Genomic DNA, 17,766 nt, shown 5'->3' with positions numbered 1-17,766 from the left:
CCACGACCACATCTCACTCACAGCCATCCACAACCACACCGACCTCCCCGCCGACACCCCCCTGTTCGACAGCATCGTCGTCTTCGAGAACTACCCCGACACCACCACCGACCACGGCGTCACCGTCGAGGAGGCCGGTGCGCACGAGGCCACGAATTATCCCCTGACCCTGGTCGCCTACGACGGCGAGCGCGTCGGGTTCCATCTCGCGTACGACCCCGCCCACTTCGATCCGGATACCGCCGCCACCCTCCTGGACCGGTTCCTGTGTCTGGTGGATGCGCTCGTGGCCGGGCCGGAGCACGTCCTCGCGGCGCTGCCGCAACAGGACGCCGCCGAACGGGACCTCGTCCTGCACACGTGGGGTGCCCCCGAGGGGCCGTCGCGCGCACAGACTCTGGTGGAGCTGCTGGCGGAGCAGGTGGCACAGCGCCCTGACGCGCCGGCCCTGATCAGTGCCGGCACGGAGATCGACTACGCAGGTCTGGCGGATCGCGCCGACACCGTCACCGAGGGCCTGCTCGCCCTGGGCGTGGGCCGGGGCGCGGTGGTGGGGGTTGCGCTGGAGCGAGGCCCGGACCTGGTCGCAGCACTGTTGGGCGTGGTCGGGGCCGGGGCCGCCTACCTTCCGCTGGATCCCGGCTACCCGCCCGAGCGTCTGGCGTTCATGATCGCCGACTCCGGGACCCGCGTGGTCATCGCCGGCGACGGCACCGCCCTCGCCCTGCCCGAGGGGGTGCGCCGGGTGTCCCCGGACGCGCTGGCGAGGACGCCCGCCGGATCGGCACCCGAGGCGGTACGGCCCGTCATCGGGCTGGACGACGCCGCCTACCTGATCTACACCTCCGGCTCCACCGGCACTCCCAAGGGAGTGGTGGTCACCCACCGGGGGGTGGCGGAGTTGGCCGCCGCGCAGGCGCACCGCTTCGCCACCGAGCAGGGGTTCCGGGTCCTGCAACTGGCCTCCGCCAGTTTCGACGCCTCCGTCATGGAGGTGCTGATGGCCCTGGGCGCAGGTGCCGCGCTGGTCCTGCCACCTCCGGGAGCACTGGCCGGAGAGGCGCTGGCCGGGGTGCTGCGGGACTACCGCGTCAACCTCACGATCGTTCCGCCGTCGGTACTGGCCACTCTGCCCGAAGGCGACTTCCCCGACCTGCGCACCCTGGTGGTGGGCGCCGAGGCGTGCCCGGCCGAACTCGTGCGCCGCTGGGCACCGGGGAGGCGCATGGTCAACGCTTACGGGCCGACCGAGATCACGATCGCCGCCTCGCTGAGCGACCCCCTCGAACCGGGCCGCACCCCACCGATCGGCCGTCCGGTCCAGGGCACCCGCATCTACGTGCTGGACACATTCCTGCGGCCGGTACCGGTGGGCGCACCGGGTGAGTTGTACGTGGGCGGGGCGGGCGTGGCCCGCGGCTATCACGGCAGGAATGCGCTGACCGCCGAGCGGTTCGTGGCCGACCCCTTCGGTTCGGGCGGGCGCCTCTACCGCACGGGCGACCTGGCCCGATGGACCTTTTCGGGGCAATTGGAGTTCCTGGGCCGCGCCGACGGCCAGGTGAAGGTGCGCGGTGTGCGCATCGAGTTGGGCGAGATCGAGGCGGCGCTGGCGGCCCAGCCCGGTGTGCGCCAGGCCGTGGCCGTGGTCCGTGAGGACCGGCCCGGTGTGCGGCAGCTGGTGGGCTACGTCGTGGGCGGCCCGGGAAGCGTGCCGGACGGAGCACGGCTGCGCACGGCTGTGGCCGCGGTCCTGCCGGGCGCGATGGTGCCCACGGCCGTGGTCGTCGTGGACGCGATCCCCCGCACCCCCAACGGCAAGACCGACCATCGTGCGCTGCCCGCCCCCGGGGCAAAGAGCGCCGGGGACCATGTCGCCCCACGCACGGACGCCGAGCGGGTGCTGGCCGAGGTGTTCGCCTCGGTCCTGGGCGTGGACCGGGTAGGCGTGCACGACAACTTCTTCGACCTGGGCGGCGACTCCATCGTCAGCATCCAGTTGGTCTCGCGCGCCCGCCGCGCGGGGGTTTCCCTCAGCTCCAAGGACGTCTTCACCCACCAGACCGTGGCGGCGCTGGCCGCAGCCGCACCACCGGCCCGCGAAGCGGGGGCCGTCGACGGCCCCGTGTACGGGCCGGTGGCGCAGACGCCGATCATGCGGTGGTTCTTCGACACCCACCCGCTGTCCCCGCACCACTTCACCATGTCGGTGCTGGTGGAGACGGCCCAACGCCTGGACCGCGCGGCGCTCGTGGCCGCGATCGGCGTGCTGCTGGACCGGCACGACATGCTGCGGCTGCGGGTGGACGGCGGCGACGGCCCGGGGCCGCGCATCGGCACCGAGGCCGATGCCGGACCGGTCGTGGAATTCGTGGACGCCTCAGCGGCAACGGGAGAGGCGCTGGATGCGTTGGTCGCCACCGTGGTGGAGCGGGTGCAGGCATCCCTGGACCTGGCCACGGGACCACTCATCCGAGCCGTCCTGTTCACCGGCAACGACAACGAACCCACCCAACTGCTCCTGGTCGCCCACCACCTCATCGTGGACGGCGTGTCCTGGCGCATCCTCCTCGACGACCTCGCAACCGCCTACACCCACACCACCACCGGCCACCCACCCGACCTCGGACCACGCACCACCCCCTTCCCCCAATGGGCCCGACAACTGACCACCCTCACCACCACCGGCGGCTTCGACACCGAAACCCACTACTGGACGAACCTGGACGCACCCGCGGCGGTCCCGGTGGACGGGACAGGGGACAACACGGTCGCCTCCCGCTCCCTGGTGTCGACGACACTCCCCCCGGACCTGACCCGGCGCCTCGTCCAGGACGTCCCAGCGGTGTATCGCACGCAGGTCAACGACGTGCTGCTGGCCGCACTGGGCCGGGTGCTGTGCGCGTGGACGGGCAGGGAACGGATCCTCGTCGATCTGGAGGGCCACGGCCGCGAGGACCTGTTCGAGGGAGTGGACACCTCCCGCACGGTGGGCTGGTTCACCAGCATGTTCCCCGTGGCACTGGGGGTCGGCACCGACCGGGCCGCGTCGCTGAAGGAGACCAAGGAGACGTTGCGCGCGGTGCCCAACCGCGGCGTGGGCTTCGGCGCACTGCGCTACCTGGGCACCAGCGAACAACAGGCCGCACTGGCCGCCGTCCCCACCCCCGCCGTCAGCTTCAACTACCTGGGCCGCTTCGACACCACCGGCCCCGATTCCCTGTTCACCTCGATCCGGCCGGGAGGTGCGGAGTCCCCCGAGGCCGAGCGCGCCCACCTGATCGACGTGGTGGGCCGGTTGGAGGGCGGCGCCCTCGTCTTCGACTGGGCCTACTCGCGCACGCTCCACGAGGAGTCCACCGTGACCGGGCTCGCGGAGCGCTTCACCGCGGAACTGGCCGAGCTGGCCGATTTCTGCCTCGCCGAGGGTCGCGGCGGCGCGACCCCGTCGGACTTCCCGCTCGTGGACCTGGACCAGCAGACCCTCGACCGGCTCGTCGGGGCGGGCCGCACCATCGAGGACGTCTACCCCCTCACCCCCATGCAACAGGGCATGCTCTTCCACTCCCTACTCGAACCCGACTCGGGTGCGTACCTCGAACAGATCGTGCTGGAGCTCGACGGGGTCGACGACACCGGAGCGCTGGCCCGTGCCTGGCAGGAACTCGTGGCGGCCACTCCCCTGCTGCGCACGTCGGCGGTGTGGCGGGGAACGCCGTCCCCCGTGCTGCTGGTACACCGCGACGCCGTGCTGCCCGTGACGGTGCTGGACTGGCGGGGACGTTCCCCGGCAGAACAGGCCGACGCGCTCACCGCGCTACTGGCCGCCGACGAGGCCACCGGTATCGACCTCGCCGTCGCCCCCGCCGCGCGGGTGGCGCTGGCCCGCCTGGACGACACCAGGGTCCAACTGGTCTGGACCTTCCACCACCTGCTCCTGGACGGCTGGAGCCTGCCACTGGTACTCGACGACGTCCTCACCGCCTACCGCGGCGGGGCGCTCCCCGCGCGCCCCGGCTTCCGCGAGCACCTGCGCTGGCTGGGCGAGCAGGACCAGGAAGCCGGGCTCGCGTACTGGCGCGACGCACTGGCCGGGTTCGACACCCCCGTCGCGCTGCCCTACGACCGCGCACCCGAGGACGTCCGCGCCGCCCGCTCCAGTCTGCGCATCAGCCACGACCTGTCGGCCGACGCCTCGGAGGCGGTCCACGGATTCGCACGCCGCAACCGGCTCACGGTCAACGCCGTGGTCCAGGGCGCGTGGGCGCTGCTGCTGTCGGCCCACTCCGGCCAGACCGACATCGTCTTCGGCGCCACGACCTCCGGACGCCCCACCGACCTCCCCAACGTCGAATCCACCATCGGCATCTTCATCAACACCCTGCCCGTACGCATACGAATCGACCCCACCACAACCGTCACCCACTGGCTACACACCATCCAAGACAACCAACTCCACTCACGCCCCCACGACCACATCTCACTCACAGCCATCCACAACCACACCGACCTCCCCGCCGACACCCCCCTGTTCGACAGCATCGTCGTCTTCGAGAACTACCCCGACACCACCACCGACCACGGCGTCACCGTCTCCGGTGTGACCGCCAGCGAGGCCACCAACTACCCGTTGGCCCTCAGCGCCTACGACGGCGAGCGCATCCGGCTGCTCATCGGCTACGAACCGGCCCACTTCGACGCGGCCACGATCCGAGGACTGCTCGCCGACCTGGCCGGTATCGTCACCGCACTGGCCGCCGCTCCCGACGCTCCGCTGGGCCGGCTGGAACGCACCGCACCGCACCGCCCCCTGGGCCTGGCCCGGGGCGAGCACGCCGACCTGCCGGCGGGCTCGGTGACCGACCTGTTCGGCGCCCGGGTCGCCAAGCACCCGGACGCCCCTGCGCTGATCTCCACCGAACGCACCCTCACCTACGCCGAACTGGACGCCGAGTCCGGACGCCTCGCCGCACGGCTGCGCGATCTGGGGGTGGGCCCTGAGTCGCGGGTGCTGCTGCTGATGCCGCGTTCCCCACGGGTCGTGGTGGCGATGCTCGCCGTGCTCAAGGCAGGCGCGGCCTACGTTCCCGTGCACGCGTCGTTCCCGCCCGACCGGGTCGCCCGGCTACGCGCCGACACCGGGGCGTGCACGGCCGTCGTCGACCCCGCGATGGCGGATCGGCTTCCCGACACCTCGGTGCCGCAGATCCTGGAGTTCGGGCCCGACACCGACCTCGGCCCCGACTCGGGGCCCCTCGCCGACGCTGTCGCGGTGCCCCCGGCCACAGCCGCGTACACGATGTTCACCTCCGGCTCCACCGGTGCGCCCAAAGGCGTGGTCGTGAACCACCACAACATCGTGGGCCTGGCCCTGGACCGACACTGGCGCCGCGGCCACGAACGGGTGCTGTGGCACTCCCCGCACGCCTTCGACGCCGCCACCTACGAGGTGTGGGCGCCACTGCTGGGCGGGGGTGCCGTGGTCGTGGCCGAGGGCGACCTCACCGCCGCGGAGATCCGCCGGGCCGGCAGGGAGCACGGCGTGCGCGCACTGTTTCTCACCACCGCCCTGTTCACCCTGTTCGCCCAACAGGATCCGGAGTGCTTCGCCGACCTGGGCGAGGTGTGGACCGGAGGCGAGGCCGCCCAGCCCGCGGCGTTCGCCCGCGTGCTCCAGGCGTGCCCGACCACCCGGGTCGTGCACGTGTACGGCCCCACCGAGACGACGACCTTCGCCACCTGCACCCCGATCGACCTTGTCGGAGCACAGTCCGCCCGGACGCCCATCGGTCGCCCCATGGACGGCACCCGGGCCTACGTGCTCGACGCGATGGTGCGGCCCGTACCGGTCGGGGTGCCCGGTGAGCTCTACCTCGCCGGCGACGGTGTGGCACGCGGCTACGAGGGGCGTCCCGGGCTCACCGCCGAACGGTTCGTGGCCGATCCCTTCGGTTCGGGCGGACGGCTCTACCGCACCGGTGACGTGGTGCGCTGGGGGACCGACGGCCGCATCGAGTTCCTGGGCCGTGCCGACGGCCAGGTCAAAGTGCGCGGGCACCGCATCGAACTGGGCGAGGTGGAGGCCGCGCTGACCGCGTGCGCGGGGGTGGCCCAGGCCGCGGTGACCGTGGCCACCGCCCCCTCGGGCACCCAGGTCCTGGTGGGCCATATCCGGCCCGAAACCGGCCACGCACCCGACACGGGGGCACTGACGGCAGCGCTGGGAGCGTCCCTGCCCGCCTACATGGTGCCCGCAGTGCTCACGGTCATGGACGCGCTTCCCCTCAACCACAACGGCAAGGTGGACCGCGGGGCACTGCCCGCCCCCGACTGGGCGCCGGCCGCACGGGCCCGCTACACCGCGCCGGAGACGGTCGCCGAAGAGGTCGTCGCCGATATCTGGTCCACCGCACTCAAGCTCGACCGGGTCGGTGTGCACGACAACTTCTTCGAGATCGGCGGCGACTCGGTGGCCAGTATCCGCGTGACCGGGGAGATCGAAGCCGCGTTCGCGGTCCGTCTCCCCACTCGGACCGTGTTCGACCACCAGACGCTGCGGGAGTTCGCCGCCGCGGTGGAGGCCGCGGTTCTGGACGAGATGGGCGGCTGAGCCGGTGCGTCCCACCCCGACCGCCCCCAGCCCGAGACGTTTTTCGACCCAACGGTGGAGGACCAGGCGATGACCGCCAACCCGGCCCAGGACGGCCCCGCTACCCCCCGCATCGCCGAACCCCCGTCCACCGGGACCAGTGCCCGGGTACGCGCGGAGATGCTGCGGCGGTTGGCCGCGCGGCGCGAGCGGAACGCGGAGATCCCCCGTGTGCCGCGCGACGCGCCCATCGTGCTCTCACCCGCTCAACGGCGGTTGTGGTTCCTGGACCGGATGGCGCCCGGGCGAGCGGACTACAACTCCGGGTTCGCCCTGGACCTGCACGGCGACCTGGACGAAGCCGCTCTGGCTCGGGCCTGCGCGGCGCTGGTGGTGCGGCACGAGTCGCTGCGCACCACCTTCCACGAGGTCGACGGCGAGGGCGTGCAGGTCGTGCACGAACCGACTGCCCCGCCCCTGCGGACCGAGTCCGCGCCTCCCGGCGGGGAGGACGCCCTGTCCGCACGGGTGGGCGAATGCTACGCCCTGCCTTTCGACCTGGAGACCGGGCCGCTGCTGCGCATCCACCTGCTGCACGCGGGCCCCGGGCGGTGCGTGCTGCTCGTGGTGCTGCACCACATCATCACCGACGGCTGGTCCATCGGACTGCTGCGCGACGAACTCGACCGGCTCTACACCGCCGCGTGCGCCTCCCCGGACCTTGCTGCTATCGCCCTGCCCGCCGCCGCCTCGTTGAGCGAACTGGAAATCCAGTACGCCGACTACGCCGTCTGGCAGAACGGCCGTCTCACCGGCGCACGCCACGAGCAGTCCCTGGCGCACTGGCGCGAACGGCTCACGGGGGCGCAGCCGCTAAAACTGCCCACCGATCGTCCACGACCGCCGGTGCGCGGCACCCACGGCGACTCCGTCACCTTCCGGCTGCCCGCGGCGACCGCCACGCGCATGGCCGAGGTCGCGCGGGCCCGCGACGCGAACCTGTTCGTGCTCCTGGTCGCCGGAGTGCGCCTAACCCTGGCGAGGTGGAGCCGGACCCAGGACGTGGTCGTGGGCACGGTCACCAGCGGCCGCGAGGACCCCCGCCTGCACGGGGTCACCGGTTTCTTCGTCAACACCGTTGCCCTGCGCGGACACATCGACGAGCGCGACTGCTTCGGCGACCTCCTGGACCGCACCAAGGACGACGTGCTGGCCGACCTCGACCACGCCGAAGTGCCCTTCGACACGGTGGTCGACGCCGTGCTGGGCGAACGCGACAGTTCCATCCCCCCTCTGGTCCAGGCCGCGATCGTCGTCCAGAACGCCGGCGACGCCCGGGCCGTCTCCCTGGGGGACCTCGCCGCCGAGGTGTTCCCGGTGCGGCGCGAGCACTCCGTGTTCGATCTGACCGTGGAGTTCGCCCCCGGTCCCGAGGGGATCGACGTCGGCGTGGAGTTCAGCACCGACCTCTTCGACCGCGCCACCATCGAGTCGCTGGGCGCGGACCTGCGCGCGGTGTTCGCCGCGGTGGGTGACGAGCGTCCGCTGCGTGCGATCGACCTCGTCGCCGACGCCGAGCGCGCCCGCATCCTGGCAGCAGGGGCCGCTGCCGGTGCCCCGCCGGTACCGCGCACCCTGCCGGAACTGTTCGCCGACCGGGTCGCGGCCCACCCCGACGCCACCGCGGTGGTCTTTCCCGGCGGGGAGCTCAGTTACGCCGAACTCGACGCGCGGGTCCGCACCCTGGCTGCCGGGCTGCGCGAGCGCGGCGTGCGCCGCGGCATGTTCGTCGGTGTCTGCCTGGAACGCGGCGCCGAACTGGTGGTGGCGTTGCTGGGCATCACCCGCGCGGGTGGCGCCTACCTTCCGTTGGACCCCGACTACCCGGCCCGGCGTCTGGCGTTCATGATCGAGGACTCGGGCGTGCGCACGGTGCTGACCGTCCCAGGGCTCGCCGGCCGGCTGCCGTCGTCGGTCGAGGCGGTATCGGTGGCCGAGGCGGCCACCGCGCCCGTCGGCTCCGCCCCCGACTCCGGGATCGGGATCGGGATCGGGATCGGGATCGACGACGCCGCCTACGTCATCTACACCTCCGGCTCCACCGGCACCCCCAAGGGTGTCGTCGTGACGCACCGCGGCATCGCGAGCCTGGCGCACGCCCAAGGGACCGTGCTCGCGGTCGGCACCGACAGCAGGATGCTGCAATTCGCCTCCCCCAGCTTCGACGCCGCGATCGCCGAACTGGCGGTGGCACTGCTCAACGGTGCAGCCGTCGTGGTCCTGCCGCAGCGGACCCTGCTGGGCGAGGGGTTGCCCGCGGCCCTGCGCGAGCACCGGATCAGCCACGTCACCCTGCCGCCCGCACTGCTGCCCGCACTGTCGCCAACCGAACTGGGCCCGGTGTCGACGCTGTTGGTGGCCGGAGAGGCGTGTTCCGGGGAACTGGTCGCGACGTTCGCCCCGGACCGCACGATGGTCAACGCCTACGGCCCCACCGAGTCCACCGTGTGCGCCACGATGAGCCGGCCGTTGACCGGGGCGAACACGCCCCCCATCGGCGGGCCGGTCTCCGGCACCCGGGTGTACGTGCTCGACCCGTGGCTGCGCCCGGTGGGCAACGGGGTTCCCGGTGAGCTCTACATCGCCGGGGACGGCCTGGCCCGCGGCTACTGGCGCAGGCCCGGTCTGAGCGCGGGACGTTTCGTGGCCGACCCGTTCGGCGTACCGGGGGCGCGGATGTACCGCTCCGGTGACGTAGTGCGGCGGCGCCCCGACGGCGAACTGGAATTCATCGGCCGGGTGGATGATCAGGTCAAGATCCGTGGCCACCGGATCGAACCCGGCGAGGTCGAAGCCGCGCTGACCGCGCTGACCGGGGTCGCGCAAGCGGTCGTGACCGCTGAACGCACCGCAGCGGGAAGCCGGCTCCTCGCCTACGTCGTCCTCGACGACGGTGTCGGGGCCGAGGAGGTGCGCGGGCGGGCCGCGGCCGTCCTCCCCGGATACATGGTGCCCGCGGTGGTGCACCGCATGGCCGCCATCCCCCTGACCGGCAACGGCAAGGTGGACCGGTCCGCCCTTCCTGCCGTGGACCGAACCGGGCCGGCCGAAACGGTCGCACCGCGCGACGCCACCGAGGAGGCCCTCGCCGCGCTGTGGCGCGACCTCCTGGGGCGGGAACGCGTAGGAGTACACGACGACTTCTTCGGCGCGGGGGGCGACTCCATCGGCGCCATCCGGCTGACCTCCCGCGTGGCCGACGCGTTCGGGGTACGGCTGCCGCCACGGGCCGTCTTCGACCACCCCACGATCGCCGGGTTCGCCCCCGTGCTGCTCGCCGCCGCGGGACGCGGCGAGGCACCGGGCGCGCGCATCACCCCCGTGGCGCGCGGCGCCGACCTGCCGCTGTCGGCCGCCCAGCGCCGACTGTGGTTCCTCGACCAGTACGAGCCCGGCAGCGCCGAGTACAACTCCGGTGCCGCACTGCGACTGGCCGGCCCGCTGGACCGCGCCGCACTGGACGCCGCCCTGGCGGAACTGGTGGGCCGGCACGAGTCGCTGCGCACCACCTTCGAGGAGCGTGAGGGCCGCCCCGTCCAGGTCGTGCACGACCGGGTGGCGACCACCCCGGCCACCGCCGACCTCTCCGCGTGGGACGCCCCCCTGCGGGACGCCGAGCTGGACCGGCTGCTCGCCGAGCAGGTAGACCTCCCCTTCTCCCTGGGGACCGGACCACTCGTGCGGTCGCTGCTGGTCGCCCTGGGCCCCGAGGACCACGTGCTCCTGCTGACCCTGCACCACATCGTCATGGATGCCTGGTCGATGTCGGTGCTCACCCGCGAACTCGGCGCCCTGTACGCGGCCGCAGCCGCTCACCCGGGGCTCCCCGCGGACCAGCTCGCCGAGCAGGCCGGACTGGCACCGGTGCCGTTGCAGTACGCCGACTTCGCGGCCTGGCAGGACGCGTACCTGAACAGCGCGGACTTCGAGGACGCCCTGGCCTACTGGGCCACACACCTGGACGGTGTCACGCCCCTGGAACTGCCCACCGACCATCCACGCCCCCCGGTGCGCGGGACCACCGGCGCCACCCGCCTCTTCGAGGTGCCGGCCGACATCCACACCGGCCTGCGGGAACTGGGACGCTCCCACGACACCACACTGTTCATGGTGCTGACCGCCGCCGTCCAACTCCTGCTGTCGCGCTACTCCGGCCAGCGCGACATCACGGTGGGCACCGTCACCTCCGGCCGTGAACGCGCCGAGTTGGAGGGCGTCGTCGGGTTCTTCACCAACACACTGGCGGTACGCACCCGCGTCGACGACACCGGAACCCTCGCCGATCTACTGGCCTCGGTGCGCGAGGGCCTGCTGGAGGCGTTCGCGCACGCCGACGTCCCCTTCGACCGGGTCGTGGAGGCGGTGGCACCCGAACGCGACCCCGCGCGGCCGACCCTGGTCCAGGCGGTCGTGGCGTTGCAGAACGCGCCGGAGGAACATCTGGAACTGGCCGGGCTGTCGCTGCGGGAACACCCGCTGACCCGGCGGTACTCACTGTTCGACATCAGCGTGGACTTCACCGAGAGCGGAGGGCGGCTGCTCGGGGCGATCGAGTACGACACCGCCCTGTTCGAGCCCGCCACCGTCGACCGTCTCAGCGACCACCTGTGCGCCCTGCTGGGCCTGTTCGCCGGCTCCCCCCGAACCCCACTGGACGATCTCGACCTGCGCACCCCCGAGGAGCGCTCCGCCCTGTCGGCCGCGGCGAGGGGCCCCGTCCAGGAGCCCGGGACCGGCCACGTCCTGGGCGGCCTGACCGACGCGGCACACCGCGGGCCGGACCGGCCCGCGCTCACCGCCGGGGCCCTCACCCTGTCCTTCGGCGAACTGGAACGCCGCGTCAACCGGACGGCCCGCTTCCTCGTCGCCGCGGGGGTGGGCCCGGGCGACCGGGTCGCGCTGCTCCTTCCCCGCACCGCCGACGCCGTCATCGCCGTGTTCGCGGTACTGCGCGCGGGAGCCGCCTACGTCCCCATCGACCCCGCCTACCCGGCGGAGCGGGTGCGCGGCATCGTCGAGCAGGCCGCCCCCTCCCTGGTCCTGGCCGCCGAGGCCACCGCTCCCGGGCTCACCGACCTGCTGGGCCCCGACCGGCCCGTCGTGGTCGTCGACGCGGCCGACACCGCAGCCGCATTCACCGCACACGACAGCGCGCCGATCACCGACGCCGAGCGGCTCCTCCCCCTGAGCGACGCCCACACCGCCTACGTCATGTACACCTCCGGCTCCACCGGCACCCCAAAGGGGGTGGTGGTCAGCCACGCCAACCTGCGCGCCATGATCGAGGGCTACCGCCACGCGGTGCTCGCCCCCGCCGGTGTGCCCGAGCGCGACCTGACCGCCGCACACATCGCCGCCTGGTCCTTCGACGCCTCCTGGGACCCGCTCGTGTGGCTACTGCACGGACAGCACCTGCACGTCATCGACGAGGACACCCGCCTGGACGCCGAAGCGCTGTGCCGCTACCTCGACGGCCACCGGATCGACTACTTCGACACCACACCCTCCTACCTCGCCCAGCTCGTGGCCGCGGGGCTGCTCGCCGAGGGCGCGCACCGGCCGACCGTGCTCACCGTGGGCGCCGAGGCCCTGGACGACGCGCTGCTCGACGCACTGCACGCGGGTGGGGTGGCCACCGGGTACAACTTCTACGGCCCCACCGAGAACACGGTCAACAGCGTCTACTGGCCGATTCGCGCCGGTGTGCGCCCCCTCATCGGCCGCCCCATGCCCGGGGTCGACGTCCATGTGCTGGACGACCGGCTCCGGCCGGTACCGACGGGGGTGCACGGCGAGCTGTACCTGGCCGGCGCGTGCGTCGCGCAGGGCTACGACGGCCGTCCGGGCAGCACGGCGGAACGCTTCGTCGCCGACCCCTTCGGGGCGGGCGGGCGGCTGTACCGCACCGGCGACGTGGTGCGGTGGACGTCCGAGGCCCAGCTGGAGTTCATCGGCCGGTCCGACTCCCAGGTGAAACTGCGCGGCTTCCGCATCGAACTCGGCGAGGTCGAGGCCGCGCTGGCCGGTCTTGCGGAAGTACGCCACAACGCGGTCGTGCTCCAGCGGGAGCCGTCGGGGCCCGCCCGGCTGGTCGCCTACGCGGTGGTCGACCAGGACGTCGCCGGAACGTTCTCCGCCGCTGACGCACGCGCCCGTCTGCGCCACCTCCTGCCCGAGTACATGGTCCCCGCTGCCGTGGTGGTGCTGGACGAGCTCCCGCTCAGCGCCAACGGCAAACTCGACCGCCGCGCACTGCCCGCCGTGCGCCACGAGGCGCTGGGCGGGGCCGGTTATCTTCCGCCCAGCACCGAGGCCGAGCGGGTGCTGGCCGAGATCTGGTCGGAGCTGCTCGGAGTGGAGAAGATCGGTGTGGAGGACAACTTCTTCGACTTGGGCGGCGAGTCCATCCTCACCATCCAGCTCGTCTCGCGCGCCCGCCGGGCCGGCCTCGCACTGACCTCGAAGGACGTCTTCGTGCGCCAGACGATCGCCGGGCTGGCGGCTGGAATCGGCGAAACGGCCGCCGTGGGTTCCGCGAAACCGACGGCGGCCTCGCCCCCGGTCACCGGCGACGTCGCGCTGACCCCGGTGCAGCGCTGGTTCCTCGACACCCATCCGCACGCCCCCTGGCACTTCGACATGTCGGTGCTCGTGGAACTGGAAAAGGGCACCGACCCCGCGCTGGTGGAACAGGCCGTGGCCGCGCTCGGCACCCGTCACGCCATGCTGCGCGCCCGCGCGGAGCACCGGGACGGTCGGTGGCACCAGTGGATCCCGGCCGAGCAGGACGCCAGGCACTTGATGCGTACGGTGGACGTCCGCGCGCTGGACGACGCCGGCCTGGCGGCGGCGGTGGACGCGGTCGCGCACAGGGAGCGCCCAGCGGCACGTCTGGCCCAGGGGCCTCTCCTGGACGCGGTCCTCTTCGACGGCGGAACCGACCGCCACTCCCGACTGCTGCTGTCGGCCCACCACCTGGTCGTGGACGGTGTGTCCTGGCGGGTACTCCTGGAGGACCTGGCAACAGCCCATCGGCAACTCGCATCGGGGCGGGCCCTCGACCTCGGCACCGCCACCAGCTCCTTCCGGGACTGGGCGCTTCGCCTCGCGAAGTTCACCGGGGAGGGCGGCTTCGACGACGAGATCGACCACTGGACCACTGTCGCCACGCAGCCGGTCGCCCCGATCCCGGTCGACCTTCCCGTCGAGGGCCCCGGAACCGTCGCCTCCCAGGACGTGGTCACGGTGTCCCTGTCCCCGGGGGACACCCGGCGGCTGCTGCACGGCGTCCCCGGGGTATTTCGCAGCCAGGTCAACGACGTGCTCCTGGCCGCACTGGGCCGGGCCCTCGGCGAGTGGACCGGCTCCTCGCGCGTTTTGGTGGAGATGGAGGGGCACGGCAGGGAGGAACTGTTCGACGAGATCGACCTGTCCCGCACCGTCGGCTGGTTCACCACCGTCTACCCGGTGCTGCTCGACGTCGGGGCCGACGGCGGCTGGCGCACAACAGTCTCCTCGGTCAAACGGCAGCTGCGCCGCGTCCCCAACCGGGGCATCGGCTTCGGGGCCCTGCGCCACCTGGCGACGGGGCCGCGGACCGACCCCCTGCGTGCGATGCCCACCGTCCCTGTCTCCTTCAACTACCTCGGCCGATTCGGCGACGACGGCGGAGGCGGCCTCTACCACCGCTTCCTGTCCTCCCCCGGCGGCGACCAGGCGCCCAGCCAGGAACGCACCAACCTTCTCGACGTCACCGGGGCCGTCACCGGTGAACGGCTGGAGTTCTCCTGGACCTACTCGACCGAGCTGCACCACCGGGAAACCGTCGAACGCGTCGCACTGGCCTTCGCCGACCACCTGCGCGCCATCGCGGGCGCGGCCCCACCCGACGGGCGCTGAGCCCGTCCCCACCGACCACCACAGCACCCACCGATTGAAAGGAACCCCCGTGACCAACCCCTTCGACGACGAGAACGGCACCTTCCTGGTCCTGGTCAACGACGAGGGCCAGCACTCCCTGTGGCCGTCGTTCGCGCAGGTGCCCGAGGGCTGGGACGTAGCACTGGCCGCGACCGGCCGCGCCGACGCACTGGAGTACGTCGAACGCAACTGGACCGACCTCCGACCCGCGAGTCTGGTCAAGGCGATGGAGGGTTAGCCGGCCGGCGGCCCCGGTGCGGGGCCGCCGTTCTCATGCCGAGCGCGCCAGCGGTGTGTTGCGGTATGCGCACTCCCCGCACCACTGCTCCTGCTGTTCCCCCGGTGAGTGCAGCACCGTCATCCCCAAGGGGGTGACGAGGTGTCGCACGCTGTTGCTGCGCCGGGTCGTGGTGATCAGTCCCGCACCGCGCAGCACCGAGGTGTGTTCGCTGACCGTGGTCGCCGAGATGTTGAGCTCCCGGCTCAACCCACCGGTGGAACGCGCGCGAGTCAGGGCGGCCAGCACCGCGGCCCTGGTCCGCCCCAAGAGCCTGGCCAGCGTCTCCGGGACGTCCTCGTCCTCCTTGGTCAGGGCGCCGGCCGCCCGTCCGTGCGGGCACACCGAGAAGGCAAGGACACCGGTGGCCCGGCCGGTGCCCGGTTCGGGCCAGGAGAAGAACCGCGGGCCGCCGCTCAGGAACACCGACGGCAGCAGGATCGCGCCCCGACCGCCGAGGAACACCGTGCGGTCCGCGCCGTCGTCCAGGGTGAGGACTCCCCCCGACCACCGCACGCGCTCTCCGGCGGTCTCCAACGCTGCGGCGATACCGTGTTCGGCGATCAACCGGTGGACCCGGCGCCCGGCTTGCGCCTGAAGGCCGCGCACACTGGACCAGTACGGCGCGACACACGAGCGCTGCACCTCGACCAGTGTCGCCATGGGGCCGCGCAGCGCCGGGGGCCAGCCAGTGGTGTCACGGACCCCCGGGGAGGCGGCCGAGTCCTGGAGGAACGGCATCAGCTCGGCGGCCAGTCCGGCCGCGCGCTCCAGCTCCGAGCGGATACTGGCCGTCTCCGCGAGGCGGGCGCGCGCGTGGCGCACCCAGCCGCCGGGCCGGGCCCGCCCCGGGTCGCACAACAGGAAGTCCAGCGCGAAGAGCGCCTCGATCATCGGGTTCGTGGCCGGAGACAGACGTGTCCGCGCGATGTCGTCGTGGGTGAAATGGGTCGTGGACAAGGGAGAACTCCTCGATCGTTGCGGTGCTGGGGCGCGTCCCAGCACCGGGTGCCGTCCGTAGCGGGCTTGTGGCCCCGGGCGGCACCCGTGCGTCGTATCGGTTCGGTGCGGGTGGAGCGGGTCAGCGAGTGCGGCGCAGGTAGGCGCGGATCGCCAACGGGAACAGGACCGCGTGCAGGAGGACGACGGCGACCAGGCTCGCCATCAGCGGACCGGCCGTCTCGCCCCCCAGCATCAGGCCGCGGACGGCGTCGACGAAGTGCGTCACCGGGTTGACGGCAACCCACACCTGGAGCCACCCGGGCATCGTCTGCGGGTCGGCGAAGATGTTGCTGCCGAACGTCAGGGGCAAAATCACCGCCATGGCGATACCCGGCACGGCCTGAGGGTTCTTGGCGACCATCCCGACCAGCACGGACAGCCAGCACAGGGTGAGTCCGAACACGATCACCAGGGCGACCGCCCCGAGCACCGGCAACAGGCCCGTGCTCGTGCGGAACCCGAGCGCGAACGCCAGGGCGAGGAGCACGGTCACCGCGACCGCGTAGCGGACCACGTCGCCCAGGACCGCGCCTACCAGCGGCGCCGAACGCGCGATGGGCAGGCTGCGGAACCGGTCGAAGACCCCTTTGGAGATGTCGGTGTTCAGGGCGAGCCCGGTGCCGACGCTCGCGTAGAGGGTGATCTGCACCATCAGTCCGGGGACCAGGGTCTGGAGGTACTCCTGCCACCCTCCCGCGATGGCCCCGCCGAAGAGGAACACGAACACCAGAAGGAACAGCACCGGTTGGATGACGGTGTCGATCAGGGTCGAGGGAGAGCGGACGATGTAGCGGATGTTGCGGTTGGCGAGGGTGAGTCCGTGGCGCAGGCCGCGGAGCGGGCCGATGCGTCGCCGTGGAGGTATGTGGACGAGCGGGGGGCGTTGGGCGAGGGCGGTCATACGGCGCTCCGTTCGGGGACGGCGCTCGGGCCGCTGGTCTCGGCCTCCGCCTGTGCGGGGCGTCCGGTGATGGCGAGGAAGACTTCGTCCAGACTCGGCAGCCGGATGGCCAGTTCCTCCGCACTGATCGCGGCCTCGTCCAGGCGGCGCACCAGCGCCGACAGCAGGACGGGGTCGTCGACCGGAGCGGTGAGCAGACCCGTGTCGTTGTCGGAGGCGGGAACGCACCCGGTCAGTTCGCCGAGGATGCGCGCGGTACGCGCACTGTCGGCGGGGTCTGCCGGACGCACCTGGATGCTGCGCCCGCCAACACGCCGCTTCAGTTCCTCGGGGCGCCCCTCGGCGACGACGCGGCCGTGGTCGATCACAGTGATCCGCTCGGCGAGCTGGTCGGCCTCTTCCAGGTACTGGGTGGTCAGCAGCACCGAGGTCCCCTCGTCGGAGAGCCGGCGGACGATGTCCCACACCTGGTTGCGGCTGCGGGGGTCCAGGCCGGTGGTGGGCTCGTCCAGGTAGAGCACCTGGGGGCGGCCCACCAGGCTGGAGGCCAGGTCGACCCGGCGCCGCATGCCCCCGGAGTAGGTCTTGATCGCCCTGCCGCCCGCCTCGACGAGGTCGAAGCGTTCCAGCAGCTCCGTGGCCCGCGCTTTGGCCTCCCGGGAGGGCAGTTCCAGGAGCCGTCCGATCAGCACCAGGTTCTCGTAACCGGTGAGCTCCTCGTCGACGGAGGCGTACTGGCCGGTCAGCCCGATCACACCCCGCACGAGTACCGGATCGCGCAGGGCGTCGTAGCCGGCGACGGTGACGGTTCCGGCGTCGGGACGCAACAGCGTCGCGAGGATGCGCACAGCCGTGGTCTTGCCCGCACCGTTGGGGCCGAGCACCCCGAGAATGCTGCCGGCCGGCACGGCCAGGTCCACCCCGGCCAGCGCCGTTGTGTCACCGAAGCGTTTCACCAGGCCTTCGGCCTGGATCGCAAGTGTCATCGAAGGTTCCTCCTAGGTCTGCACCCCACAG

Annotated in this window: 6 protein-coding genes; 3 read left to right on the top strand and 3 right to left on the bottom strand. The window is 72.3% G+C overall.

Going from position 1 to position 17,766, the window contains the following annotated elements; genetic code table 11:
- The 3 genes from QSJ59_RS19235 to QSJ59_RS19225 all read left to right on the top strand — a co-directional run.
- Nucleotides 1–6,610 (top strand): non-ribosomal peptide synthetase (locus QSJ59_RS19235; RefSeq protein WP_285761098.1); only part of this gene is annotated, 6,610 nt, incomplete at its 5' end.
- Nucleotides 6,611–6,679: 69 nt separating this feature from the next.
- Nucleotides 6,680–14,548, top strand: coding sequence for a non-ribosomal peptide synthetase (locus tag QSJ59_RS19230; protein WP_285761097.1), 7,869 nt, complete (start codon nucleotides 6,680–6,682; stop codon nucleotides 14,546–14,548).
- A 49-nt stretch (nucleotides 14,549–14,597) separates the two neighbouring features.
- Entirely contained in the window at nucleotides 14,598–14,807 is a 210-nt protein-coding gene (locus QSJ59_RS19225) for an MbtH family protein (RefSeq protein ID WP_285761096.1), read from the top strand.
- A 33-nt stretch (nucleotides 14,808–14,840) separates the two neighbouring features.
- Here the strand turns inward: QSJ59_RS19225 and QSJ59_RS19220 are convergent, their stop codons facing one another.
- From QSJ59_RS19220 to QSJ59_RS19210, 3 genes are all read right to left on the bottom strand, one after another.
- Nucleotides 14,841–15,806, bottom strand: a complete 966-nt coding sequence (locus tag QSJ59_RS19220; RefSeq protein ID WP_285761095.1) for an ArsR/SmtB family transcription factor — start codon at nucleotides 15,804–15,806, stop codon at nucleotides 14,841–14,843.
- 121 nt (nucleotides 15,807–15,927) lie between these two features.
- The gene (locus QSJ59_RS19215) at nucleotides 15,928–16,749 is read right to left on the bottom strand and encodes an ABC transporter permease (protein ID WP_285761094.1); all 822 of its coding nucleotides are present in this window, start codon (nucleotides 16,747–16,749) and stop codon (nucleotides 15,928–15,930) included.
- Nucleotides 16,746–17,735, bottom strand: a complete 990-nt coding sequence (locus tag QSJ59_RS19210; protein ID WP_285761093.1) for an ATP-binding cassette domain-containing protein — start codon at nucleotides 17,733–17,735, stop codon at nucleotides 16,746–16,748. The genes QSJ59_RS19215 and QSJ59_RS19210 overlap by 4 nt, the downstream gene beginning before the upstream one ends.
- Nucleotides 17,736–17,766 lie beyond the last annotated feature (31 nt).

It is taken from the genome of Nocardiopsis ansamitocini, from assembly GCF_030268225.1.
Taxonomy (GTDB): Bacteria; Actinomycetota; Actinomycetes; order Streptosporangiales; family Streptosporangiaceae; genus Nocardiopsis_D; species Nocardiopsis_D ansamitocini.
The sequence above is the reverse complement of the archived record's forward strand: the minus strand, read 5'-3'. Positions and strand labels throughout refer to the sequence as shown.